This is a genomic window from Caulobacter sp. GSs2, assembly GCF_058680895.1.
This window is the reverse complement of sequence record NZ_CM178725.1, coordinates 2,071,415-2,093,955: the sequence shown is the minus strand read 5'-3', so window position 1 is coordinate 2,093,955 and position 22,541 is coordinate 2,071,415. Positions and strand designations below refer to the sequence as shown.

Sequence of the window (22,541 nt, the reverse complement as noted above, 5' to 3'; positions counted from 1 at the left end):
GGCGGCTAGATCCCATAGGTGCGCCGCCTATCCCTCGCGGACTATCGAGCTCGCCGGTACTGGCCGTCGAAATGCACATTCATGCCGTAACGGGTGAGCCAGTTTTGCTCTTCGACCGCCAGCACACCGCCGTCAAAGCTAAGTGTGATCGAGTAGGTCTCGCTATCGAAGCGGAATTCATGATGGACAATGCGATCATCGTATAGGTCCCCGACGAAAGAGAACTCCCCAAGGTTCGGTCCCGATTCCCGATGGGTCCCCCAAAGTGCGAAGCCGCTGACAGCGTAGCGGGCTGCTCCTTCCAGATTGTCGCCAATCGGGGTCAGGGTAATCTCGGCGCTGTCGGTCGAACCGCCAAGTCGAATCCAAACCCCCGCATAGGGGTCCTTGGGCGGGAGTGTTAGCTCTCCGAAGTGGACTGGCATTTGGAGATATTCGCTGAGGCGGTCGTAAAGCTCGGATCGAAACGCCTTTACCTCGCTCTGGGTGAGGCCTTTGCGCTGGCTTGTCGAACTGTCGTACTCGTCGTGGTGAGCCAAGCAAAGGAATGCCAGATTTCCGCCGCTGTTGTTCGAGCGATTCTGATCGAGGTGGGCTATTTGTCCGGCCTTCAGGCCCATGTCTCGATTCAAGCCAAAACAAATACAGCACCTCCTCCTGGACTTGAGGAGGACGTCGGTGACCACTTCTTCACTTAGCGCTTTGCGGGCCATTGCCGGAACCTAGCAAGCGCCGACCTTAGCCCACAAGCGATGTGGTCCGGCAATCGTGCGTCAATCAGGATCCGAAGGGTTTGATGGACTTTCAAGGAGGGCGGCTGGGTTCACACCAACCGCCTGCGCAGCATGCCAGAGGGTGAGCAGGGTGACGTTCTGCTTCCCTCTTTCCATGCTGCTGATGTGCGCCCTATCGACGCCCATCAGCACGGAGAGGGCCTGTTGGCTAACGCCAGCTTTCTGGCGATAGCGACGCAAGTTTCCGCCGAAGATCTCACGGATGTCCATTCCAAGGTTGGACACCGCCCGCGTGTTTTGGTGCGACGTATTAAAATACGCGCTTGAGCTTCACTTGCTTGCAGGCGAGTGTCGGCCTGGGAAACAGCAGAGCTTTAAAACGGCTTAGCCGGCAGTGGGGTGTTCGATGGTGGCCACGCTTCGATTGACAATGGTGGTCGCAACTTCGTTGGCCGTCTTCGCAATAGCTAGCTGCGCCCCCTCACCGGAGAAAGCGTGCTCGGCGAAGGAAACGCAAGACACCGTTAAGCGCATCATCATTGATCAGGCGATCAAGCTTTGGGGGGAGTCGACACCTGCTCTAAACCTCGACGACCCTGCTTTGTCCTCGATGCTGCAGCTCAACTTGATCACGGTGGCGTCCGTTGACACGCCAACGAAAAAGGTTGGCTGCAATGCCGAGCTGAGCATCAAAGCGACGCCCGAGCAGCAGGAAGCGCTTATGCGTCTTTCAGCGAATGAAGCGACGATGCAGGCCCTAGATCCAGGCGGCGACGCTGCCTTATTTGTCCAGGCAATGGGTGGCAATAGGGCGTTGCCAGCTGCCTCGGCTGATTTGCTGCGGGTCAATGACGGCCACGTATCTATTTCTTACACCGTACAGCCGGCGGCCGACCGCTCGGATTCGATAGTCGCCCTGTCGAACGTGGATCCGCTATCCAGCGCAGTCATCAAGATTGCTCGGACCTTGCTCGAGGCGTCAGCGCCACTTGAGGAAGCGCCGGCGGCTGTCGCCGAGCCAGAGCCGGAGCCGGAATCAACGGACCCGGTCGAGAAGCGCTATTCGCAGACTTACAACGCTTGCATGGCGAGGTGGAGAGCCGAGAACGAGGAAATGAACGGCGATCTGTTGGAGTGCTATCAGCCCGAAATAACGGTGCAAGAAAAGCGACTCAACGAAGTCTATGCCCAGGCATTGGCGGTCCGCGATCCGGCTGCCCAAGCTGAACTCCGCAACCTAGAACGAGCCTGGATTAAGGAGCGAGACCAGTCCTGCGTGTCCGAAGTGAATGGCTCTGTTGGCGTTATCGACAGCACCCAGTGCTATCTACACGCCACCACAAAGCGCCTCATCGAGCTTGAGGCCATGATCGCCAACTAGGAAGGCGACGAAGTCTGGCCAGCGTATGTCTTGCCCGAATAGGTGCCGCTGACCGCCAAGAATTCTCTGAACGACATGATCCGGCTCTTTCCTAGGGCCGGATCGTTTGTGTTCGGCTGCGGTGAAGCGGGCTGCTTATCAATGTTGAGGTCGTGGGCCACGGCGCTGTCCTTCTGCTGCTGCGACCATATTTATGGCTTCACGTCGATGGCGGGTGCGTGTTGTCAAAATACAACGTCAGTATGTGGCTGAAATAATTAAAGTCTACTCTCGACGCCTCTTGGACATTAGTATTCATAAAATTTCACTCGAATAACTTCGTCGACGGGCTGGCAAACGGAAAGGCATAGTCCATATCCGTTCTCCACACCGGAGACCTTTATACGTGAACAACGAAATAGAATACGATCTTTGGACGCTTCTAGACTTCCTTTTCTCGAAGCGGACGCAAAGATACACGCTGCTCGAAACGTCCCGAAACCCACGCCGACGGGGGCTGCATGTTGGGCAAGGCTGGCTCGCAAATCGATTCGAGGGGCCACCTCTGCACTACGATCTGACGCTACGTTTCAAAGGGGCCGCGAGGGCGACCGTCAGTTTCTCTTCCGATGTGAACGATCATCAGCGGGCGGCGAGCGAACTGCGGGACAACTTCGACGCCCGGCTTGGCCCGTTGGACTGCGTCGGCGACTTCTGGTTCGCCAAAAACATCGCCGTACACCTGGAAATGCACCCCGGCGGCCTCACTGAAGTGACGGTCATTTACTGCGGGACAGCCCCAGGTGTCCGTGCCCCTAGCCAGAAAGCCCGCGTAAGGCCCCCCAGTCACGCATGGGGAGCCCAATGAAGTCGCCGACATTCCTCGATGTGGCCGAAGAGCTGATCAAAGAGGCCGAGAGCCGAGTGAAGCTGGGCGAGAACCTGCCCTCGCTGACACGGGACTATCGGCAACGGCGAAACGCCTACTGCCGGCCGTTCTTCGGGCAGACTCGCATCGACCAAGTGGACAATCGAAAGCTGCGAGACTTCAAGGTTTGGCTTGTCGAGAAGGGGCTGAAGAGTGGCTCGGTCAACCCGATCATGTCGTTCGTGAGCATGGTCCTCAAGTTCGCCGACGAGAGCGGGATGATCCGGCAAGCGCCCAAAGTCCCACGGGCGAAACACCGTGACTCTCCCCGGCCGGCTTTCCCAAGACGCCAATACGAGGCGCTGCTGAAGGGGCTGGCGCAGATCGAAGCCGGTAAGCCGACGATCTCCTATCGGGGCGAAGCCGTGACATGGGAGATGCGGTTCATCGTCACCTTTTTGGTGAACTCGTTCCTGCGTCCCGGCGACATCTTCAAGCTACGCCATCGACACGTCGAACTTCTGGAGGACGAGAACGGGGTGCCGTACCTGCGGCTCGACTATCCGACCTCGAAAGGGCATTCCGCCCCCGTCATTACGATGCCAGCGGCTGCGAAAATCTATCTTCGCCTTGTGTCGAAGCGGCCTACGCCGCCGAAGCCTGACGACTTCGTTTTTATGCCCCACAGAGAATGCCGGGCTTACGCCCAGGAACTTGTCCGCCGACAGTTCACGCAGGTGCTGACGCACCTCGACCTGAAGACCAATTCGAAGGGGGAGACCCGGACGCTCTATTCGCTGCGCCACACGGCCATTACGTTTCGGCTGCTGAATGCCGAGAACCTCGATCTCCTCACTCTGGCCCGGAACTGCCGCACCAGCGTGGAGATGATCGACCGCTTCTACGCAAGCTCCCTGACAGCCGAGATGAATCTGGATCGACTGCACAGCTTCAAGCGGCCGACCCGGCATACGTCAGCGCATTAGGATGTTGGGCAAACCCCTGCTGCGACTGCTCCCCGAACTTGTCGGTAGGACACTCGCCTGCGAGAATCATTCAATGGCCAGAGGTCACGTAAAACAGCACTACGTCGCCCAGAGCTATTTGCAGGCCTGGATCGACCCCAAAACCCCGGCGGGTCACAAGCCCTATGTCTGGGCCTTTCCTGCTGAGGGTGGGGAGCCGAAGAAAAAGCCGCCAGTGAAACTGTTCCGCGAACTCGAGATGTATACGAGACCGGGCGGGCCTGATGGGCGGGACCTCGGCATAGAGCGGTGGCTGACCAAGCTCGAAGGAGCCTTCGCGAAGGCACGCCGGAACTACGTTGATAAGCGGCTAGACGTGCCAGATGAATGCCGAGCCACGCTGCTAACCTTTGTAGCGGCGCAGCGTTTCAGAACCCCGGCAGCAAGAGGGGACATTAAGGACAAGTGGTCGACGGTTTTGGAATCTATGAACCGGTTCCAGGCCAGCTACGAGCGGATGACGCCTGAGCAAAAGAAGTTTGCCGAACGTGGACCCGTGGACCCTGCGAGTCCGAGCATGTCGCTTGAACAGGTCGAGCGCATTGTCGAATACCCGCTCCAGTCCACTCTGCTTGGAAACATCAGGGGCATCGCCCCCCTACTTGCAAGCTTCGACGTGGCGTTTTTCTGCACTGACGACGAACCAGGATTCATAACCTCGGACAATCCTTGTGTCTGGTTCGACCCCGCTGCACATCAAAGGCCTCCCCTCCACCGGGGACCTGCGCTGATGTACGAGACACTCGAAATCTCGCTGCCCCTAAGTCCGTCCTGCATGATGGTGCTCAACAAGAGCGGGCTAGATGGCTATTTCGACGTGTCTGGCGGGCTGGTGGATGAAGTGAACCGTCGAACGAGAGCGTTCGCGGAGCAGTACTTCGTGGCCCAGGCCAATACGCCAAAGCCCTTTTGGTATGTCCGTGGCGAACCTCCCAGTTCGGATCGCTTGGGGCCTTCACTCATCTCTTAAATCCCGAATGAGATGCCTAGAGGCCGGAGCCCCCAGGCACCACGAATTGACGGACGATGGCTAGTTCTTCCGTTTGCCGGCTGCAGGTTGGCGTTTGAACCGAACCATCAGGTCTTCGGCGGCGGCGGCAAGCGGCTGGTCCAGCGCTCCTTGCAAGGTCTCCTCGATCAGAGACGGGATCAGCCCGCGAAGAGCTTCGAGCGTTGGAACGACAATCACACCGTCATCACCCCGAAGCTTGAGGGTGACCGATCCATAGCGCAGAGCAAAACGGACCTGCCCCTTCTCGTCCACCAGCCACCAGGGGACCACCCGGCGACGCTGTTCGACCGTGAAGACCTCGTCGGTTTCAAGGTCTCGCTTCCGCTGCACACGGACCCTGCGGTAACCGTCGCCACTCGAAGCGAGCAGGTTCATCTGCTCCTGAAGGGCTGCGGCCAGCTTCTTTCGGCGGGTTCGAATGGGGTCGTACCCCACAACCCGGTCAATGGCGGGGACGACTTCCAGCTTATCGAGAACGCTCATCTAGACCTCCTATGAAAGCCAAGGGCGTCCACTGAAGAGGCTCGAAGGCCAACGCTCTCGCCTGTTGTCTCGCCCACCAATCGCTCGGACCTTCCCCCCTAACGCTCGTTTGGGGGTTTGTTACGTGGGTTCGGAAATGAGGGCCGTCTCCTATCTGCGGGTAAGCACAGCGGGGCAGGGCCGGAGCGGCTTGGGCTTGGAAGCGCAACGTTCCGCCGTCGCCATCCTCGCTGCGGGTCGCCAGTTCATGATCGCAGCCGAGTTTGTCGAAGTGGAGAGCGGAAAGAACAGCGACCGACGAGAACTGGCGAGAGCGCTTCAACTCGCAAAGCTGACAGGGGCGATTTTGGTGATCGCCAAGCTCGACCGGCTGTCCCGCAATGCCGCCTTTCTTCTCACTCTGCGGGACAGCGGCGTTCGGTTCATGGCGGCCGACATGCCCGACGCCAACGACCTGACCATCGGGATTATGGCTGTAATCGCTCAGGCGGAGAGGGAGGCTACGTCAAAGCGTACAACTGAAGCGCTCGCCGTGGTGAAGCAGAGGCTCAATGCCAACGGCGAGCACCGCTCCCGCTCCGGAAGGCGCATCACCCGGCTTGGAAACCCAGAAGGTTGGTCTCATGCGGCCATGGCGGGCAATAACCTTGCAGCTGTCGCAGCCGTCCAAGATCAGGCCGAAGTTCGAGCGCTGGAGTTGGTGCCCCTTCTCTCGGAGATCAGGGCAGCAGGCGCTACGTCCTACGCCTCGGTCGCCGCAGCGCTGAACGCCAGGGGGGTTTTGACGCCAAGGCAGGCTAGCTGGCACCCATCGACGGTCCGCAACCTGATGTGTCGTCTAAATTCAGGTGCACGAACCTGAGCTGGCTGGCGGTTCTCGATCTTTCGTGAATTCAGAAGCCCTGTCCGACAGCGAGAGCGTAAGATCCGGCATTGGCATTGACCGATCCTAATGACTTGCGACAACTGGGCCATGTCAGACAACACGCCGCTCGTTCCTACATCCGGAAGCCTTTCCCCACTTGGGCCGGCTGCCTCACGGCGTTCCCTTGATGAACGCTTGGCGGCGACCGAACTCACTCCCGAGGACGTTGCGACGGAAGTGACCAAGGGGATCGGCAAGGCGGCCGTAGATGCCCTCGTCGGTCTCCTTCCCGGTGCCCAAGCGGTGACTGCCATTCTGTCCATCGCCTCCGCAACCGACGAGGCGCTGAAGCAGAGAAAGCTGGAGATGTTGCTGACCACCTACTTCAACCGGGGAGACCAAACGGAGGAAGCAGTTCGGAAGCTCGCCGGGCTGGTGACGAGTCCGTGGGGGAGCGCCTTGTTTGGCAAAATTACCCGCATCGTTGACGACAATCCGCCTGATGCTGACCACCTCAAGCATCTCGCCCGTGCTCTCGATTACATTGTAAACAGCGATTTCCGGGCGCTTTTTGCCGATCACAAGTTTGCGCTCGCTCAAATCGAGAATTTGACGCCTCAAGCGCTCACTCTCATCGCGGATCACGCTCGCTGGCCGGTGTGGGCATCAAAGGGGCTCATGGCGTCGAATGGGATCGTTAGCACAGCATGGGACAGCGATTTCGGCGACCACTATGGCCCAGCTAGGGGCTTTGATGCGTCGGAAAAGCGCCGCCTCGTGCACATCATTTCTGATCTCAGATCCCGAGGTTTTGCCGAAGCTAGGCTGGATCAATCGGCGGAAGGCGGATCAAGTGTCCGGCCGAAACTCACACCGATCGCACAGGAATTGCTTAAATACCTCACCTGACCAACTAGGGCATGGCGGGGGCGCTGGGTCAGATTCGAGGTCGGCTTTCTAGCCCGCGTCTTACAGGGGCGATGACACGGCACACCAAAATTGATCGGGCCCCCGACACCGCAATGGACGGACATGTCCATCGAGCACCAGCGTCGGCGCTACCGCCCCTCCTGATCGTCGTTCAAAGGCGGGAACAAGATAACGAAAAGCTTATCGGTCCCCCAAGTGCGGAGGGCGAACCACTTCCACGCTCGATGAATTGCCCAGCAGATTCCGAGAAAGAGTGCGAGGACAATCGAACTCGCAAGCGCCTGGAGTGCACTTTCCATTGGTTGCCCCTCGAACTCTGCCAATGTGCCAATAGGCCCATTCTTCGGTCATTTGGGAAGGGCGTCGAACAAGCTCCCTTCCCTCGAGTCCTGTCAGCCTGCGGGATGCCTTGAGCAGCGTGACGTTCTGCTTCCCTCATGCTGCTGGAGCGGCCCCTACCCGCTACCGTTGGCCTCCACGCACCATGGAGCCGTTCACGTCAGCTGCTCGGCTACTTCCGCAAACCTGGCCGTTGCGGACATTTCCGCTTCGATGCAACTCTCAGACCTTGGCCATTGATTAGCGGCCTATGGGGCGGGCCGATCAATGAGTGCAAACGTCAAATTCGGTCTCTGGCTAGCTGCGTTTGTCTCGACGTTCCTCCTGGCCGGGGCCGCTCGGGAACCCGGCGGGGTGTTTGGATCGACGTTCGCGGCCTGGATTCAAGCGATAGGTTCCATTGCGGCAATCGCTGCTACGGGCCTCACCTTTGTTGCGGATAAGCGCCACGAACGGGCCAGCGCAGAGAGCGACGCATCGGCATTAGCCTTCACCGCACGGGAGATGGCGGTCAACGCAATTGACATGGTCAGCGCCCGCCTAGACGCAGCGCTACACGACCAAGTCCTCTTCCGCCTGCGGGGCCACCAAACTACCGAAATGGTACAAGCAATGCGGGAGTTGGACATCCGGGCGTTAAGGCCTGAACTGGTCCGCCATTTTGCGATCATCCGCAGCTCAATCTACGCTGTGAATTCGCGAATTACCGACGTTTATGCTTCAGACCAGAAGGCCCGGAAGCGGCACCGCCAAAGCGGTGACATTTCAGATTTCAAGATCGACTACGTCAAAAGGTTCGAGCGTTTGAAGAGCGCTGCACGGGTGCTCTCAGAGGCTCAAGTTCATATCGCTCATCTGGAAGCCGTTGCGAAAATGGAAGCCAAAGACGTGTTCGTCACGCCCCGCGTACAAAACTTGATCGATCTAGCGCTGAAGGAAGATCGGAGCAGCGACGGAGCTGTCGATTGATTTCGGACAGCTACCCGACAGGGCAAAAGCGGACGTTACGAACGCTGAAGCGACTGCTCGCATTGGAACGACAAAACAGGTCGCCGTCCTAAGCGCTACCGATCAGTGCTCTTTGTCCTTCGGGGGATTGGGATCGTTGCCAGGGGCAATCGTATCCTTGCTGCGAATGAGACCGTCCCGGCCCTTTACCGTCAGCTCTCCGCCACCCTGATTTACGAGCATCTGTTTGGCTGACTGGATCGCTTCTTTCTGCGTCTTGTGGACGCTGGAAGCCCGGTTTGCGTCGTTCCGCTCGTTAGCCCACGTCCCGTCAGCACGCTTCGAAATCATTCTATCCCGGTCCTTGCTCATCCGACTTCTCCAAGATGAAGCTGCTAGGCTGGAACGAATATAGAACGATTCGGCCGGGCTGTAATTCCGACCAGACTCCCTTTCCGCGAGTCCAGTCAGTCTGCGGGATGCCTCAGCGCTTCGACATCGACTTTCTGGATTCGGAGATCGGCGAGGGCGGATTCCAAGAGCGCCTTGTCGGCCCCATCTAGAGAGAGAACCAAGCCAGCCAAATGGGCGAGAATGCGATGCCGCAAATCCGGAAGCGCTTCGTCGAACAGCGAGTAAATTGCGATGAAAAGGTTCACCAAGCCAGAGACGCTTCCCGGCCTGAACCCCGCAATGAACGTTTCGAGATCCTGCTTCGATGGGGCTTCCGTGAAGAGAGCCGCAATCGCCTCAACCGTTATGTGAAGGTCGGGATCATCAGCCCAAGACGCCATTTCATGCGGAAGTGGCGGGCGGCCAAAAGTGCGAACGACCAATTTCAAGAACCGCCTTTGCGAAACCACTGTCCGCAAAAGCCTCCCTGACATCCTTGCGAAAGCCTACTCCAAGCCTGCCTTCCCGTTCGAACTTAGTGGGCTCTCAGGGACATTCTTCGAATGTCAGCTTCGCTCTCATTGACTCGTTCCTGCCTATCTTCTCGTTCCCCCATAGGCCTCAAATCAAGGTCCGGACACTTCTCCGAACCCCTCTCAAGTCGATGGCTTCCTTAGTTTTACGTCTGCTCAGAGATTTATGGGTTATCCCCCGGCGAGCGGGGGACAGTCGTAGCTGGTCGGAAATTTTGAGTTCATGACGTCGACCGTGTCGATGTCGTTGGCGGAGAAAACGTCCTTCTGGACGTAGTCGAATGCGCCGGCGAGATTCCAGATGGCCACCCACTTCTGGCCATCTGGTCGGCGATAGTTCGAAGCTGCGCTGCACCAGGCCCGAACGATGAAGTCCGGGACTGTTGTGGCTGGCCGGTTTGGCTTCAATTCGAGAGCCCCGTTTGGGACCCCTATTATAATGTGGGTGTGCAAGCCGTCGTTCTGCGTCCTCTCGTGAACGGCATACGTGGCGAGGAAGACCCGCTTATGGCGGCGATAAGCGGTGCCGAAGAATGCCTGATTGGTTTGGTGGAGAACCCGAGCGAGGTCCCCGGTCATATCGAGGGGCCGCATTTTGCGGCGGTCGGTCAACGTCACCATGTAGCGCTCTCGGCAATGGGCTTCGATGAATTGGCCGAGCGCAGGGATCGAGCACCGCCGCATCTCCCGCTCGGCACCGTCGAACCAGCTTCGAACGACGGCGTCCGTCGCTTCGAATTCTGGAGCGGTGATCTGGCAGGTCTCGGAAGTCATTTCGAAGAGGTTCGATGCGTTTCTCTGTTCGTATCGTGTATATGTAGGTGCGAACGTGACCACTTGAAGTCCCGATAAGGTCATAAAGGCGGATAAATCGACGGAAAACGACATGTCGTCCGACGTGATTACCTGGAACGCTCTTGCGACGGCTGGCGTTCTTTATAATTCAGTCTGGACTTAGTCTGAATACGATGTGGAAGGGCCCCGCTAGACTTGGCGATGGCGAAAAGCGGTCGTCGGCTTTTGCACTGGAAAGCCAGGGCGGAAACGTCTAAAAGAGCCACGTTCGAAGGGTCTTCTGGGGATAACCTATTGTTTCAATAGGAAAAATTCCGGCGCTGGATCATTCGTAATGATGGGGTCAGGTGTTCGAGTCACCTAAGCGGCACCATTTTCGCCTCCCGCCGGCCAGTGCGGGGTCTGGCGTTGGTTGTGAAACGCCCAATGCGCGCCGCAAAGGCCCATGAACTGCGTGCTGCATGTGCGTTGCGTTGAGATGTCGCGACTCTTTCGTGGTTAGGCTTGAGCGCATGGTTAATTGTCACGAAAGACTGTTACCCGGACCGCAATAAGGGGTTGATCTCGTGCTGTTGGCCGCAACTGTCATCCTGGGCTTCATAGCCCTTCTGATCTGGCCCAGCATTGAGCGCCCTCTGCTGCGGGCTCTGCGGCAACTCAAGCGTCGACGGCCGTGACTCTGTTCGAGTCCCTAGCGGGTCGTTAAATCTGTGGTAATTATGTCGCTCGGGCGTCCGATAATATTCGCAAGGCTCCCGGATCTCGCCTGATGCGTGAATAATCGGACGGGTTGAGCTTCTTGTTGTGCGGTTTCGCACAGCGGAGTCTTCGTGTTTCGCCGACGATGTAGCCGGAAGTGCTGATTTTCGCTCAAAAAAATGGCTGGCTGGCTGCAGATGCACGCATCTTTGGCTGTCTCGCCCTAGACTTGCAAAAAGTTGCTGGAGCGCTGTTCGCTCTTGCAGTATAGGTTTCCGAACTCTTAATCGATTTTTTTGGAAGGTCGCCATGTCAACGCGTCTCACGAGCGCCATTGTGCTGGGTCTGGCGATCATCGCCGGCCCGATGGGTGGTTCGGTTTGGGCTCAAACCCCGCCCGCCCCCGCCCCCGCCGCCCCGACCGCTGCGTCGCTCCAGACGGTCATCGCGGCCGCTGCGCGCACGGCCGCCGCACGACCAGGCTTCGCCGCTCTGAGCGCCAATGCCAAGGCTGCTGCGCTGAAGGCGGCCATCCAGACGGCGTTGGCTGCTTCCGGCGCCGAGCCATCGGTTATGGCCGCCGCCTTGACCACGGCCGTCAGCACCAACGTCATTCCCGCTGGGCTGGCTGTTTCGATCGCCGCTGATGTCGCCCCGGCGTTTGTCGCGCAAGTGGCCGCCGCCCCCCCTCCGACGACCACGGCGACGGCGTCGACCGGCCCCGTCACCACTCAGCAGACCGTGAGCGTTCTGACGAACCTGCAGAACACCGCAACTCCGGGCGGAACGCCCGATGCTGCGGCGCCGACCACGATCGTTGTGGCGCCCTTCGACCCTTGCGCGGGCGTTGTCGCCGCCTATTGCGGTTAAGTTAGAGGAGGGGGCGGGCCAGGCTCGCCCTCTTTGCTCTTTGTTTGTGTTTGGATCTGACGGGCGTTCTTAGGCGCCTTGAGGTGGGGATATACGATATGCGAATTCTGACGACAGCGGCCGTAGCGGCCGCGCTCATGGCGGCGGTTCCCGCCGTTTCCGTGGCCCAGGATCTGGGCTCGAACTTCAAGCGCGACAAGAACACCAGTGTTCGTCAGCGCCCCCGTCCGGACTATGAAGCCGTCGGCATGAAGGCGGGCGGTTTCACGCTGTATCCGCGCGTGACCGTTGAGGCCGTGAATGACGACAACATCTACGCCGTTGCGACGGGCGAACAGTCCGACGTGATCTGGCGGGTCAAGCCGGAAGTGGCGGCCCGTTCGAACTGGTCGCGCAACGCCCTGGGCGCTTTCGCCTCCGCTTCGGTGAACCGCTATTCGGACTTCGACACCGAAAATAGCGAGGAATACACCCTCGGCCTGAACGGTCGCCTCGATGTCGAGCGCGGGACCTACATCTCCGCGTCGGCCCAATGGCAGAACCTGGTCGAGCCCCGTTCGGCGATCACCGCCGGTACGCCGGCTGGCGCGACCGCAAAGCCGGTCGAATATTACCTGTGGTCGGAAAACCTGACCGCCGTGAAGGAATTCAACCGCCTTCGCCTGACCGGCAAGCTGGACGCCAAGAAGTTCGACTATGACGACCAGGGCGGCGCGTTCAATCAGAACACCCGCGATCGCGACGAGTTCTACTACGGCGGCAAGGCCGAATACGCCCTCAGCCCCGACACCGCTATCTTCGCCTCGCTGGTTGGCAACACCAAGTCCTATGACGTCGACACCCTGGGCCGCCTGGCTTCGCCGGGCGTCACCGCCATCGTCGCCAACCGCGCGCGCGACTCCGAAGGCTATGTCGCCTCGGTCGGCGCCAACTTCGACCTGTCGCAATCGGTTCGCGGTGAAGTCGAAGCCGGCTACATGGAGCAGACCTATGACCACTACGCCGATCTTGATGGCTTCAACGCCAAGGGTCGCGTCGAATGGTTCCCGACTGAACTGACGACGCTGAACGTCGCCGCCTCGCGCTCCATCGAAGACTCCGTGGCCGCGAATTCGGGTGGCTATATCGCCAACAGCGCCTCGGTCGGCATCGATCACGAACTGATGCGCAATGTCCTGCTCTCGGCCTCGGCCAGCTACGGCAAGGACAAGTATGCGTTCATCGATCGGGACGACAAGCGTACCGGCTTCAACGCCACGGGCACCTATCTGCTGAACCGTAATGTCGGTCTGTTCCTGACCTACACCTACCTGAAGCAGGACTCGTCCGGCGCGGCCAAGGCCTCGTCGTTCTCGGACAACAAGATCGCCGCTTCGGTCGCTCTTCAGTTCTAGGTTACCCTTCTCGCTGTAGAAGGACTTTCTAGGTCCGAGAAGGGCCCCCATTGAGAGTACCCATGGACGGCTCTTCCTTCGAGACTCAACACGCTCCGGCGCTTAGCGCCGGAGCGATGTCTTTTGATCTGAACATCGCAATCGCCACCTTCCGCCGCCGGCTGCGCCTCTTCGCGGCCGTCGCCCTGGCGGTGTTCGTGGCGGTGCTGCTCTACACCCTGCAGGAAACGCCGCGCTACACGGCGACCGCCCAGGTCATGCTGGACGTCCGCAAGGAGCAGGTCGCAGACATGAGCGCGGTTCTGTCGGGTCTGCCGGCGGATTCCTCGGTGGTCGACACCGAGGTGGAGGTCCTGAAATCCAGGTCCCTGGCTGCTCGCGTGGTCAAGCAGCTGAAGCTGACGCAGGATCCTTACTTCAATCCCAACGCCCCCGGCGCCAAGGGCGTCGGGTCGTGGTTGCCCTGGGTCAAGAAGGTGGTCGCTCCGACCGCCGTCGTCGGCTCCGTAGAGGCTCAGCGCCAGCAGGAAAAGGTCGTCGACAATCTTCTCGAGGGCCTGAAGGTTCGCCGCTCCGGCCTGACCTATCTGATCTCGGTCGAGTACACCCACACCAATCCCGAAGAGTCGGCCAAGATCGCCAACGCCTTCGCCGATCTCTATTTGACCGAACAGCTCGAGGCCAAGTTCGACGCAACGGCCAAGGCCAATGAGTGGCTCGACACTCGTGTCGCCGAGCTGCGCGACCAGTTGCAGGTGGCCGAGGCCGCCGTCCAGCAATACAAGATCGCCAACAATCTGATGAGCGCCGAGGGCGCGACCCTGACCGAGCAGGAGATCTCGGGCCTGAACCAGCAGCTGGCTTCGGCCCGCGCCCAGCAGGCCGAGTCCGACGCCCGCCTCAACATCGCCCGCAACCAGCTGGCCCGCGGCAGCACCGGTGAAGACGTTGGCGAGTCGCTGAATTCGCCTGTCGTTCAGCAACTGCGCAAACAGCGCGCCGAGCAGAGCGCCAAGGTGGCCGACATGAGCGGCCGCTATGGCGATCGCCACCCGGACCTGCTCAAGGCCAAGCGCGAACTGACGGACATCGACGGCCAGATCCAGGCCGAAATCCGCCGCATCATCTCCAACCTGGAAGCCCAGGCCCAGGTCGCGCGTCAGCGCACGGGCTCCATGGCCGGCAGCGTCTCGGCGTCCAAGGGCGCCCTGGCGGGCAATAACCGCGCCAGCATCCGGTTGAACGAACTGGAGCGCAAGGCCGAGTCCGTCCGCACGCTCTATGAGTCCCTGCTGGCCCGTTTCAAGCAGACCTCCAGCAGCCAGGGCATCGAACAGGCCGACGCTCGCGTGGTGTCGCGCGCCAAGATCCCGACGGCTCCCAGCTATCCCAAGCCTTCGCTGAACCTGGCCCTGGGTCTGGTTTTGGCCCTGGGCGCCGGCGCTGCATCGGTGGTGCTGGCCGAGATCCTGATGGCGGGTATCTTCACCGAAGACGAGGTCGAGCGTCGTATCGGTCTGCCGTATCTGGGGTCGATCCCGTTGCTGAGCTCGGCGATCGATGACGCCAAGCTGGCGCGGGACATGAGCCCGCCCGACTACCTGCTGGCCAAGCCGCTTTCGACCTTCGCCGAGAGCTTCCGCAAGCTGCGGGCGGCCATCCTCTATTCGAAGGTCGGCGAGGCCGTGAAAGTCATCGCGGTCACCTCGTCCCTGCCGGGCGAGGGCAAGACCACCACCACCTTCTCCCTGGCCCGCACCCTGGCCACCTCGGGCGCCAACGTGATCATCGTTGACTGCGATCTGCGTCAGAGCGCCATTAATCGCTTCCTGCCGGAAGTTCCGAAGCTTGGTCTTCTCGAGGTGCTGAACGGCGTCTGCACCCTTGATGAGGCTTTGATCTCCGATCCGAGCGGCGCCAAGGTCCTGGCTCTGACCAAGTCGGCCTATACGCCGCGCGACGTACTGGGCTCGCCCGCCATGCTCCGCCTGCTCGGCGAGTTGCGTAATCGCTTCGACGTGGTGCTGCTCGACACCGCGCCCCTGCTGGCCATTGCCGACACCCGCATCCTCGCGCCGCACACCGACGCGGTCGTCATGCTGGCGCGCTGGAAGAAGACCCCGGTCAAGGCCATCACGGCGGCCATCGGCCTGCTGCACGGCCGAGGCGTCTTCCTGGCGGGCCTTGCCCTGACCCAGGTCGATCTGAAGGCTCAGACCCGCTACGGCTACGGCGGCGCCGACTACTATTACAAGAGCTACCGTAAGTACTATGCCGACTAAGACGCGGGCTCGGCCGGCTGCGGCGGCGTCGCCCGCCCGCGCTGGCCGCGGCGCTGTCCGTCGCCTGGCCACGTCCGAGAAGGTCGCCGTCGGCGTTCTTCTCGGACTGGTCTTCATGGCGATCATCGCCTTCGGCGCCAGCGAGATCTCGACGGCCTGCCTGTTCAGCGGCGTCTATGCGGCGTTTCTGATCGGGCTCCTGGCCACCTGCCGCTGGGCCAGGCGTGATCTGGCGCGGCTGCGGGGCATGGAGATCCAGGTCCCGCTTTTCGGGCTGTTGTTGCTCGCGGTCCTTTGGGCGCTGAGCCCCTGGGCGCCAGGCGGCGCCCATCCCGTGTGGGCCTATGTACCCGAGCGCCCGGGCGCCATCACCGTGGATCGTTCCGCCGTCTGGCTCAACCTTGTCCAGCTTCTCGGTCTGGCCTGCCTGTTCGTGGCGGCGCGGATCATCGGCGTTTCCGAAGCCCGGGGACGCTGGTTCCTGCGGATCGCAGTCATGGCGGTCGGCGTCTATGCCACCCTGGCCTTTCTGGATCACGTCGGCCTGCGCCGCTCGACACGTCTGGTCGCGACCCTGCTGAGCCCCAACAGCGCCGCTACGGTGTTTGGCGCTGGTTTGCTGCTGGCCGTCGCGGCGACCGCCAACCGGCTTCGCCGTCAGCGGGGGCTAGCCATGCTCAGGCGCGGCGATCCTGAGGCTGTGGCGTGCATGGCCATTGTCGGCGTGCTGCTGACCGCCCTGCTTCTGACAGCTTCTCGCGCCGGTCTGGCCGCTACCCTGGTCGGCCTTGGCCTGATGCTGGTCGGCGAGGCGATCGCCCAGCGCCAGCGCTTCCGCGTGGTCGCCGGACTGGGCGCGATGGCGCTGTTCCTGGTGATCGGGGCCCTGAGCCTGCGGAGCACCGAACTGGTCGCCGACCGGCTTAACAATACCGAACAGGACATCTCTGTCCGGACCGCGATCTTGGCGCCGCACTGGGAGGCCTTCCAGTCCTCGCCCTGGTTCGGATTCGGTCTGGGTTCGTTCCCGACCGTCAACCAGCTGGTGGCGACCCAGGAAAACCTGCGCGTGTTGTTCGACGTCCGCGCCGTCCACAATCTCTATCTCCAGTGGCTGGAGGAGGGCGGGGTGGTCGGCGCGGTTGTCATGGCGCTGCTGTTCCTCGTTCTGATCTGGCCGATCCTGCGCGGCGGCCTGCGCGAAGGCACGACCGCGACCTGGGCCAGGGCCACGGCCTGTGCGGCCCTGGTTTTCCTGCTGCATGGCGTGACCGATTTTGCGCTGCAGGTTCCGGCCATCCAGGCGCTGGCGGTCCTCATCCTCGGCGTCGTCGGATCGATGGCGGCGGGGCCTGGCCTGGCGCGATCGCCTGACCCACGGATTTCATGGGGAGCCGGCGTCGCAGCGGGCGCTGTCATGCTGGCCTCGGTCCTGGTGACGGCGCCCATGCTGGCCTCGCGATTTGGCGGTGATCTCACCGCCTGGCCCACCGCTCCGGCCGAGGCTCTGGCGCGCCGCATAGAGACAGGGCTCGCTCAGGCCAGGCCTGACGCGGCCGAACTGGATCGCCTGGATCGTCTCAGCGCGCGCGAGGTCGGCCTGCGCCCTGCCTCGGGCGCCGCCTGGTTGCGCCGCGCCGCGGTGGACGCCGCCCTGGGGCGTCAGGAGGCCTCCAACCTGGCCCTTGAGCACTCTTTCGCGGTGGCGCCTCTGCAGACCAGCCTCTTTAGCCGCCGGACGATGTTCGCCTATGAGCGCTGGGGCGAGCTCAGCACTGCCGGCCGGCAGTCTGCGATCTATCAGTTCCAGACCGAGTGGCGGCGTCAGAGGCAGCCCAAGCGCTTCATCGCCATGGCCAACGCCTTGTACAATCCGACTGGGCGGATTGGCATGGCCCTCCAGATCGCCGTGCTACGGGCGGAGCCGCCGCCGGTCCGCTAACCGCTGTTGCGACGACGGCGTGTCAGGGAAAGTTAGACGGCCGTTCTCAGGCCTTCAGGCGCACGACGCCATCTGAACTTTGGCTTTTGGATTCGAGAAGACAGAGTTCAACCAACGTGGCGGACCAATTGCTACCACTCTTGGTGACTTCGGCGGGTCGCTGGAACCGCTGCTTGGGACGCGTGCGCCCTAGTAGGCGTTCTCGGCCAGCAACAGGTGAGGCACGGTCAGCAGCATGATGCGAAGGTCGGTCAGCAGCGACCAGTTATCGATATAGTCAATATCGGCCTTCACGCGGCTGGACATGTCGTCCAGGTCGTTGGTGGCGCCGCGCAGGCCCTTGATCTGGGCCAGGCCCGTCAGGCCCGGGCGCGCCTGGAAGCGCATCTGATAGGCCGGGATCAGCGCGCCATAATAGGCGTCATGCGCCTGGGCGTGAGGACGAGGACCCACCAGGGACATGTCGCCCTTGAGGACGTTCAGCAACTGGGGAAGCTCGTCGATGCTGGTAGCGCGGATGATCTTGCCGATGCGGGTGACGCGATCGTCGTCGCGCTTGGCCTGCACGACGGTGTCGCCGTTCTCTTCGCAGCGCATTGAGCGCAGCTTGTAGATGGTGAAGGTCTTGCCGTTGAGGCCGCCGCGCGTCTGGCGGAACAGGGCCGGGCCGCGCGATTCCAGCCGGATAAGCAGTGCGGCCAGCAAAAGCACCGGCAAAAAGAAGATCAGTAGTAAAGTCGACGCAAGAACGTCACAGAGACGTTTCATCGGATCTACGGCGACCCGCGGCAGAAAGGTTGCGGGCTCGCGCTTCAGAACTTCCGTGCTCCAGCCCCCACTCACCGCTGATCCCCATCATGCGCTGGCTGGAGAAGCATTCCCAAGCCGTCCACAGTTCATTTATCGCACTGCGGCGCCGGCGTCACTTCTAAACCGCCGGTTAACTATAGATAGCGTTAGCGCTGCATAAACGCTGTTCGTTAGCGCGAATTTAGCGCTCGCTCCCTACGCTGGGCCGCATAGGAGCAACACCATGTCGATGATCCCGGCCAATCTTTCCGCGATGCACGCCGTCACGGGTACCCCTGTCGCTGGCGTCAGGCGCCTGCCCCGCGCCATCGGATGGCTGTTGGCCGCCGGCGTCTCCGCAGGTTTCTGGATTCTGGCGATTGAGGCGATCCGCCTGGCGGTCTAGCCCCCACCCCACCCCAGCCCGCCAGACAGCGAAAAGCCCCGGAGCGTGCTCCGGGGCTTTTCGCTGTCTGGCGTCGCAGTTTGGCTCCCCCATGGCGGGAGCGGCTATTGCGATGGGTTTCCTTCCGGGGTCGCGCCCGGAGCCCTATCCTGGCGTCCTAATCGCGAGCGTAGCCTTGGCGCGGGCCGGGGCCCCAGCTCTCCAAAGGCTCACATCTAGCTTACGGTGGTCCAGGCGTTGGAGCCGGCGACCTGACGCTGGATCCAGGTGTAACCAAGGTCGGCCCACGGGGTGGGCCACGGGGTCAGGTTGTCCAGCACCACATCGCCGGTCTCGAACGCCACAACCAGAACCGCATGACGCTCGCCGCGGCGGGTAACGACAACAGCCATCGACAGGGCTTCGGCGGACACGCCGGCCTCGATCAGGCGGCGGCGCTTCTCCAGGGCATAGTCCTCGCAGTCGCCATACATCTTGCCGTCGACGACCTGCGGTAGGGTCCAGTACTCCGGCATGCCATAGAGATCGAAGTCGTTGGCCTTTTGAACTTCGCGGTTCACGTCGCGATTGATGCTGGTGATCAGCTTCAGCTGTCCCTTGCCCAGTTGGGCCGGACCGGCGGCCAGCCCGACCGGGGCGACGGTCGGGGTGGGGGCGACGGGGCGGAGAACGCCGGCGGGCAGGAAATCCTCGACGGCCTCGGGCCGGTAGGCCTGCAGGGTTTCAACCATGATCAGGCCCAGCTCGGCGGCGTCCTGGGCGGTGTCGGAAGCCTGGCGCTCGGCGGCGGCCATGGCCATCGGCCAGGTCCGGCCCAGCGACGAGGTGCTGAGGGCCGACATCGCCAGGGGGGAGGTCGGGGCGACCATCGCGACGGCCGTTTCGCAGGCCGTTTGGTCGCGCTCGCACATAAATGTGAAGCCTGGAGGGGCCTGGACCGTGTCGCCGCGCGCCATGAAGGGACGGGCTTCAGCGTTTGCAGCCGTGGCACCGGCCAGAATGAAAGCAACGCTGGCGAACTTGGTGAGTTGTTTGCGGATATTCATCGAAGCATCGCCCTTAATGACGATGTAACAATGCAATTAGGACCCAATTATCAGCTTAAAAAGACTGGTGATTTGGGAATGAATACAAATGGTAACTAAGATATTAGGAGTAATGATATGCGAATAACTGTGGTGAACGTGAAGTATTAGAGTGTGGTATATTGCCTGGTAAGGTTCTCTGCCGGGTGGTTGATGGAGCTCCCCGTCTCAGGCAAGTTGCGCCTCGCCTCAGTGGGCGGTCGAAGCGCCCGAGTGGACAGGTGATGAAGTTCAAGTTTTTCCGGCCTAAACCCAGCCCGGCGGCCGCCGCCTCGACGGGAGGGCGCGTCGTCTATGCGATTGGCGACATCCACGGCCATCTGGACCTGCTGGATGAGCTGCTGGACGTGATCGCGCGGGATTTCGCCACCCTGGGGCGGCATGACCGCCCCGTCCTGGTGTTCGTCGGCGACTATGTGGATCGCGGCCCGGCCTCGCGCGGGGTCATCGAGCGGCTGATCGCCTTAACCGCCGCCTCGGCCCAGCAGGGCGTCTTCGAGGTTCGCGCCCTGATGGGCAACCACGAGCAGACCATGCTGTCGTTCCTCGACAATCCCGAGGCCGGCGCGGCCTGGGTCGAGTTCGGCGGCGCCGACACCATGACCTCCTATGGCGTGGCCCGGCCGATCGGTCGGGTGGACCAGGACGCCTGGCGCAACATCCAGGCCAGTTTCCAGACCCAGGTGCCCGCTAGTCACGTGGCGTTCCTGCAGGCGCTGGAACTGTCGGCGACCTATGGCGACTACTTCTTCGTGCATGCGGGGGTGCGGCCCGGTGTGCCGCTGGACCGGCAGACTCCCGAGGATCTGATGTGGATCCGAAACGACTTTCTCTCGCAACCTCATCGACTGCCCTGCGTCGTCGTCCATGGCCACACGCCGGACGAGGAGCCCTTCATCGGTCCTGACCGTATTAATATTGATACGGGAGCCTATGCGACGGGCGTTCTCACCGCAGTTCGCCTGATCGAGGGATCGCCGGTCGTTCTTCAGGCGCGAAAGTCTCGTCGCGCTTGAGTCGCATGCTTGTCGCTGCTGTGCGCCCGTGTCATGACACGCAGGTAGGGACACGCTTATTCAGAGACTTTAATCCGATGACTATCGTCAGACGAAACCTAAATTGGCTCTTTGTCCTGTTGGCGAGTGTGCTTGTCCTCGGGACCCTGAGCGCCGCGCCGGCGCACGCCCGACAGCCGCCGCCGCCCGCCGCCGCGCAGGACGGCGCCTATTTGCTGGGATCCAGCGACAAGGTCCGCGTCACCGTCTATGGCGAACCCACCCTCTCGGGCGAGTTCTTCGTCACGGGCAGCGGCCTTGTCTCCTTGCCGCTGATCGGAGAGGTCAAGGCCGCCGGCCTCACCCTCAGCCAGTTCCAGCAAGCCGTGCAGACCTCGCTGAGCGACGGCTATCTGAAGGACCCGCGCGTCAGCGCCGAGGTTCTGACCTTCCGCCCATTCTATATCCTGGGTGAAGTCAGCAAGCCCGGCACCTATCCCTACACCTCGGGCCTGACGGTGATGAACGCCGTCGCCACAGCGGGCGGCTATACCTACCGGGCCGACAAGAAGCAGGTCTTCGTCAAGCGCAACGGCGCGACCGAAGAGCAGAAACTGACACTGGATCCGACCGTCACGGTCGCCCCGGGCGACACCATCCGGATCGGCGAGCGCTTCTTCTAGAAGCCCTGTTTAGGCGAGGGCGTGGCTTCACGAGGCCGCGCCTGAGGCCCCTCCTTTAGTCAGGAGCGTGTCGGCGGCACGCTGGGTCGGCGTCGGGTTGTCTTTTTCGACAGGCGAATTGGCTGTTCGGAGTCGAAATCCGCCTCGGACGGACCTGAAAACACGCACTTTGCGACGTTTTTCACGCTGATGCGACAAAATGTCCACTTTAGATATTGTTCTCCAGAAAAGCTGAGTTCCTGGCCGGGAATATCTTTTGCTCTTCTGGGCCAATCGTCGCGAAAGTGACGCTTGGGCCGCGAATTGTAGATAATTGATGCATCGCGCAACCACATTTCTTCGACATATAGATTGGATAGAGTTGTTGCGTGTATCCCTTTTCTGTACAAATCTCACTAAAACCCGTTTTTGGTAGTAAGTGATGCCCCTCAAAACTTACTCTATCAGAACTCCGAACGCCGTTCTGCGACACTAAGTTACGCTCTGTTTACTAATCCAGTTCTTTGTCCCCCGCAGGAAAGCCCGAAAGAAATCCGGGCAGGGGATCAATAGAAATGTCGAAAAAGACCAAGCCTGGCGTTCTGGTGCTTTGCGCCACGGCGCTCATCGCCGCGCCGCTCAGCGCCCACGCTGACGCCGCCAAGGACCTGCAGGTCGCGGGCCGCGCGCTCACCTTCCTTGAAAACGGCCCGACGGGCAAAGCCACGCTCGGCGTGGTCTTCGATCCGTCCAAACCCGCCTCGGTGGCCGAGAAGAATGCGGTCATGGCCGCGATCGGCGGCGGACTGAGCGCCGGAGCCCTGACCCTCACGGGCAAGCCTGTCGAAGCCGGCGACGTCGCCGGCGTGTCGGGCGTCGCGGCGCTCTACATCACCACCGGCGTCAATGCCGGCCCGGTCGGCGCCGCCGCCAAGGGCAAGAAGATCATCACCATAGGTTCGGACATGGGCTGCGTCACCAGCGGCGCCTGCGTGATGAGCGTCTCGGCCGACCCCAAGGTGGAAATCGTGGTCAGCCGTTCTGCGGCCGCCGCGGTCGGCGCGGTCTTCAAGGCCGCCTTCCGCATGATGATCCGCGAAGTCTGACCCCAGCGAACGAACGAGACAAACCC

General features: G+C 61.3%; 23 protein-coding genes. 14 read left to right on the top strand and 9 right to left on the bottom strand.

Annotated elements, in window-relative coordinates:
• Positions 1-41: 41 nt before the first annotated feature.
• Both ACW17Z_RS10205 and ACW17Z_RS10200 read right to left on the bottom strand, forming a co-directional pair.
• Positions 42-713 (bottom strand): hypothetical protein, encoded by a 672-nt coding sequence (locus ACW17Z_RS10205; protein ID WP_492055916.1) that lies wholly within the window; start codon positions 711-713, stop codon positions 42-44.
• Between the two features lie 60 nt (positions 714-773).
• The gene (locus tag ACW17Z_RS10200) at positions 774-1,004 is read right to left on the bottom strand and encodes a helix-turn-helix domain-containing protein (protein WP_492055915.1); all 231 of its coding nucleotides are present in this window, start codon (positions 1,002-1,004) and stop codon (positions 774-776) included.
• A 136-nt stretch (positions 1,005-1,140) separates the two neighbouring features.
• On the opposite strand from ACW17Z_RS10200, the gene ACW17Z_RS10195 reads away from it, so the two are divergent.
• Positions 1,141-2,115 carry a lysozyme inhibitor LprI family protein gene (locus ACW17Z_RS10195; protein ID WP_492055914.1) on the top strand — a complete coding sequence of 325 codons (975 nt, stop codon included), beginning with the start codon at positions 1,141-1,143 and terminating at the stop codon, positions 2,113-2,115.
• Here ACW17Z_RS10195 and ACW17Z_RS10190 read toward each other — a convergent pair.
• Positions 2,112-2,276, bottom strand: coding sequence for a hypothetical protein (locus tag ACW17Z_RS10190; protein WP_492055913.1), 165 nt, complete (start codon positions 2,274-2,276; stop codon positions 2,112-2,114). The genes ACW17Z_RS10195 and ACW17Z_RS10190 overlap by 4 nt on opposite strands.
• Positions 2,277-2,958: 682 nt before the next feature.
• Between ACW17Z_RS10190 and ACW17Z_RS10185 the strand changes: the two genes are divergently transcribed.
• Together ACW17Z_RS10185 and ACW17Z_RS10180 are read left to right on the top strand one after the other, a co-directional pair.
• On the top strand, positions 2,959-3,948 hold the full coding sequence (locus ACW17Z_RS10185) for a tyrosine-type recombinase/integrase (protein WP_492055912.1): 990 nt from the start codon (positions 2,959-2,961) through the stop codon (positions 3,946-3,948).
• Between the two features lie 73 nt (positions 3,949-4,021).
• The gene (locus ACW17Z_RS10180; RefSeq protein ID WP_492055911.1) at positions 4,022-4,957 is read left to right on the top strand and encodes a DUF4238 domain-containing protein; all 936 of its coding nucleotides are present in this window, start codon (positions 4,022-4,024) and stop codon (positions 4,955-4,957) included.
• A gap of 60 nt (positions 4,958-5,017) precedes the next feature.
• Here the strand turns inward: ACW17Z_RS10180 and ACW17Z_RS10175 are convergent, their stop codons facing one another.
• Entirely contained in the window at positions 5,018-5,482 is a 465-nt protein-coding gene (locus tag ACW17Z_RS10175; RefSeq protein ID WP_492055910.1) for a hypothetical protein, read from the bottom strand.
• Positions 5,483-5,678: 196 nt separating this feature from the next.
• Between ACW17Z_RS10175 and ACW17Z_RS10170 the strand changes: the two genes are divergently transcribed.
• The 3 genes from ACW17Z_RS10170 to ACW17Z_RS10160 all read left to right on the top strand — a co-directional run bounded on the left by ACW17Z_RS10170 (position 5,679) and on the right by ACW17Z_RS10160 (position 8,585).
• Positions 5,679-6,344 carry a recombinase family protein gene (locus ACW17Z_RS10170; protein ID WP_492055909.1) on the top strand — a complete coding sequence of 222 codons (666 nt, stop codon included), beginning with the start codon at positions 5,679-5,681 and terminating at the stop codon, positions 6,342-6,344.
• 198 nt (positions 6,345-6,542) lie between these two features.
• Positions 6,543-7,256 carry a hypothetical protein gene (locus ACW17Z_RS10165; protein WP_492055908.1) on the top strand — a complete coding sequence of 238 codons (714 nt, stop codon included), beginning with the start codon at positions 6,543-6,545 and terminating at the stop codon, positions 7,254-7,256.
• 627 nt (positions 7,257-7,883) lie between these two features.
• The gene (locus ACW17Z_RS10160) at positions 7,884-8,585 is read left to right on the top strand and encodes a hypothetical protein (protein ID WP_492055906.1); all 702 of its coding nucleotides are present in this window, start codon (positions 7,884-7,886) and stop codon (positions 8,583-8,585) included.
• A gap of 102 nt (positions 8,586-8,687) precedes the next feature.
• Here ACW17Z_RS10160 and ACW17Z_RS10155 read toward each other — a convergent pair whose 3' ends face one another.
• The 3 genes from ACW17Z_RS10155 to ACW17Z_RS10145 form a co-directional block, all read right to left on the bottom strand.
• Positions 8,688-8,936 (bottom strand): DUF2188 domain-containing protein, encoded by a 249-nt coding sequence (locus tag ACW17Z_RS10155; RefSeq protein WP_492055905.1) that lies wholly within the window; start codon positions 8,934-8,936, stop codon positions 8,688-8,690.
• A 95-nt stretch (positions 8,937-9,031) separates the two neighbouring features.
• Positions 9,032-9,406, bottom strand: a complete 375-nt coding sequence (locus ACW17Z_RS10150) for a hypothetical protein (protein ID WP_492055904.1) — start codon at positions 9,404-9,406, stop codon at positions 9,032-9,034.
• 255 nt (positions 9,407-9,661) lie between these two features.
• Positions 9,662-10,378 (bottom strand): hypothetical protein, encoded by a 717-nt coding sequence (locus ACW17Z_RS10145; RefSeq protein WP_492055903.1) that lies wholly within the window; start codon positions 10,376-10,378, stop codon positions 9,662-9,664.
• A 915-nt stretch (positions 10,379-11,293) separates the two neighbouring features.
• Between ACW17Z_RS10145 and ACW17Z_RS10140 the strand changes: the two genes are divergently transcribed.
• The 4 genes from ACW17Z_RS10140 (at position 11,294) to ACW17Z_RS10125 (ending at position 17,472) form a co-directional block, all read left to right on the top strand.
• Positions 11,294-11,854, top strand: coding sequence for a hypothetical protein (locus tag ACW17Z_RS10140; RefSeq protein WP_492055902.1), 561 nt, complete (start codon positions 11,294-11,296; stop codon positions 11,852-11,854).
• 98 nt (positions 11,855-11,952) lie between these two features.
• Positions 11,953-13,248 (top strand): outer membrane beta-barrel protein, encoded by a 1,296-nt coding sequence (locus tag ACW17Z_RS10135; RefSeq protein ID WP_492055900.1) that lies wholly within the window; start codon positions 11,953-11,955, stop codon positions 13,246-13,248.
• 62 nt (positions 13,249-13,310) lie between these two features.
• The gene (locus tag ACW17Z_RS10130) at positions 13,311-15,530 is read left to right on the top strand and encodes a GumC family protein (RefSeq protein ID WP_419319505.1); all 2,220 of its coding nucleotides are present in this window, start codon (positions 13,311-13,313) and stop codon (positions 15,528-15,530) included.
• Entirely contained in the window at positions 15,520-17,472 is a 1,953-nt protein-coding gene (locus ACW17Z_RS10125) for an O-antigen ligase family protein (protein WP_492055899.1), read from the top strand. The genes ACW17Z_RS10130 and ACW17Z_RS10125 overlap by 11 nt, the downstream gene beginning before the upstream one ends.
• A 189-nt stretch (positions 17,473-17,661) precedes the next feature.
• Here ACW17Z_RS10125 and ACW17Z_RS10120 read toward each other — a convergent pair whose 3' ends face one another.
• Entirely contained in the window at positions 17,662-18,240 is a 579-nt protein-coding gene (locus ACW17Z_RS10120) for an exopolysaccharide biosynthesis polyprenyl glycosylphosphotransferase (RefSeq protein ID WP_419319507.1), read from the bottom strand.
• Positions 18,241-18,505: 265 nt separating this feature from the next.
• Between ACW17Z_RS10120 and ACW17Z_RS10115 the strand changes: the two genes are divergently transcribed.
• Entirely contained in the window at positions 18,506-18,667 is a 162-nt protein-coding gene (locus ACW17Z_RS10115) for a hypothetical protein (protein ID WP_492055898.1), read from the top strand.
• 215 nt (positions 18,668-18,882) lie between these two features.
• Here ACW17Z_RS10115 and ACW17Z_RS10110 read toward each other — a convergent pair whose 3' ends face one another.
• The gene (locus ACW17Z_RS10110; RefSeq protein WP_492055897.1) at positions 18,883-19,713 is read right to left on the bottom strand and encodes a transglutaminase-like cysteine peptidase; all 831 of its coding nucleotides are present in this window, start codon (positions 19,711-19,713) and stop codon (positions 18,883-18,885) included.
• 263 nt (positions 19,714-19,976) lie between these two features.
• Between ACW17Z_RS10110 and ACW17Z_RS10105 the strand changes: the two genes are divergently transcribed.
• The 3 genes from ACW17Z_RS10105 to ACW17Z_RS10095 all read left to right on the top strand — a co-directional run bounded on the left by ACW17Z_RS10105 (position 19,977) and on the right by ACW17Z_RS10095 (position 22,515).
• Positions 19,977-20,768: a metallophosphoesterase family protein gene (locus tag ACW17Z_RS10105; RefSeq protein WP_492055896.1), complete on the top strand. Its 792-nt coding sequence runs from the start codon at positions 19,977-19,979 to the stop codon at positions 20,766-20,768.
• 77 nt (positions 20,769-20,845) lie between these two features.
• Positions 20,846-21,430 (top strand): polysaccharide biosynthesis/export family protein, encoded by a 585-nt coding sequence (locus ACW17Z_RS10100; protein ID WP_492055895.1) that lies wholly within the window; start codon positions 20,846-20,848, stop codon positions 21,428-21,430.
• Positions 21,431-21,984: 554 nt separating this feature from the next.
• On the top strand, positions 21,985-22,515 hold the full coding sequence (locus tag ACW17Z_RS10095) for a hypothetical protein (protein ID WP_492055894.1): 531 nt from the start codon (positions 21,985-21,987) through the stop codon (positions 22,513-22,515).
• Positions 22,516-22,541 lie beyond the last annotated feature (26 nt).

Excerpts from the sequence above, each read along its gene's own strand:
- ACW17Z_RS10205 (WP_492055916.1), bottom strand. The coding sequence starts at position 713 with ATGGCCCGCAAAGCGCTAAGTGAAGAAGTGGTCACCGACGTCCTCCTC.
- ACW17Z_RS10200 (WP_492055915.1), bottom strand. The coding sequence starts at position 1,004 with ATGGACATCCGTGAGATCTTCGGCGGAAACTTGCGTCGCTATCGCCAG.
- ACW17Z_RS10195 (WP_492055914.1), top strand. The coding sequence starts at position 1,141 with ATGGTGGCCACGCTTCGATTGACAATGGTGGTCGCAACTTCGTTGGCC.
- ACW17Z_RS10185 (WP_492055912.1), top strand. The coding sequence starts at position 2,959 with ATGAAGTCGCCGACATTCCTCGATGTGGCCGAAGAGCTGATCAAAGAG.
- ACW17Z_RS10180 (WP_492055911.1), top strand. The coding sequence starts at position 4,022 with ATGGCCAGAGGTCACGTAAAACAGCACTACGTCGCCCAGAGCTATTTG.
- ACW17Z_RS10175 (WP_492055910.1), bottom strand. The coding sequence starts at position 5,482 with ATGAGCGTTCTCGATAAGCTGGAAGTCGTCCCCGCCATTGACCGGGTT.
- ACW17Z_RS10160 (WP_492055906.1), top strand. The coding sequence starts at position 7,884 with ATGAGTGCAAACGTCAAATTCGGTCTCTGGCTAGCTGCGTTTGTCTCG.
- ACW17Z_RS10155 (WP_492055905.1), bottom strand. The coding sequence starts at position 8,936 with ATGAGCAAGGACCGGGATAGAATGATTTCGAAGCGTGCTGACGGGACG.
- ACW17Z_RS10145 (WP_492055903.1), bottom strand. The coding sequence starts at position 10,378 with ATGTCGTTTTCCGTCGATTTATCCGCCTTTATGACCTTATCGGGACTT.
- ACW17Z_RS10140 (WP_492055902.1), top strand. The coding sequence starts at position 11,294 with ATGTCAACGCGTCTCACGAGCGCCATTGTGCTGGGTCTGGCGATCATC.
- ACW17Z_RS10135 (WP_492055900.1), top strand. The coding sequence starts at position 11,953 with ATGCGAATTCTGACGACAGCGGCCGTAGCGGCCGCGCTCATGGCGGCG.
- ACW17Z_RS10130 (WP_419319505.1), top strand. The coding sequence starts at position 13,311 with ATGGACGGCTCTTCCTTCGAGACTCAACACGCTCCGGCGCTTAGCGCC.
- ACW17Z_RS10125 (WP_492055899.1), top strand. The coding sequence starts at position 15,520 with ATGCCGACTAAGACGCGGGCTCGGCCGGCTGCGGCGGCGTCGCCCGCC.
- ACW17Z_RS10120 (WP_419319507.1), bottom strand. The coding sequence starts at position 18,240 with ATGAAACGTCTCTGTGACGTTCTTGCGTCGACTTTACTACTGATCTTC.
- ACW17Z_RS10115 (WP_492055898.1), top strand. The coding sequence starts at position 18,506 with ATGTCGATGATCCCGGCCAATCTTTCCGCGATGCACGCCGTCACGGGT.
- ACW17Z_RS10110 (WP_492055897.1), bottom strand. The coding sequence starts at position 19,713 with ATGAATATCCGCAAACAACTCACCAAGTTCGCCAGCGTTGCTTTCATT.
- ACW17Z_RS10105 (WP_492055896.1), top strand. The coding sequence starts at position 19,977 with ATGAAGTTCAAGTTTTTCCGGCCTAAACCCAGCCCGGCGGCCGCCGCC.
- ACW17Z_RS10100 (WP_492055895.1), top strand. The coding sequence starts at position 20,846 with ATGACTATCGTCAGACGAAACCTAAATTGGCTCTTTGTCCTGTTGGCG.
- ACW17Z_RS10095 (WP_492055894.1), top strand. The coding sequence starts at position 21,985 with ATGTCGAAAAAGACCAAGCCTGGCGTTCTGGTGCTTTGCGCCACGGCG.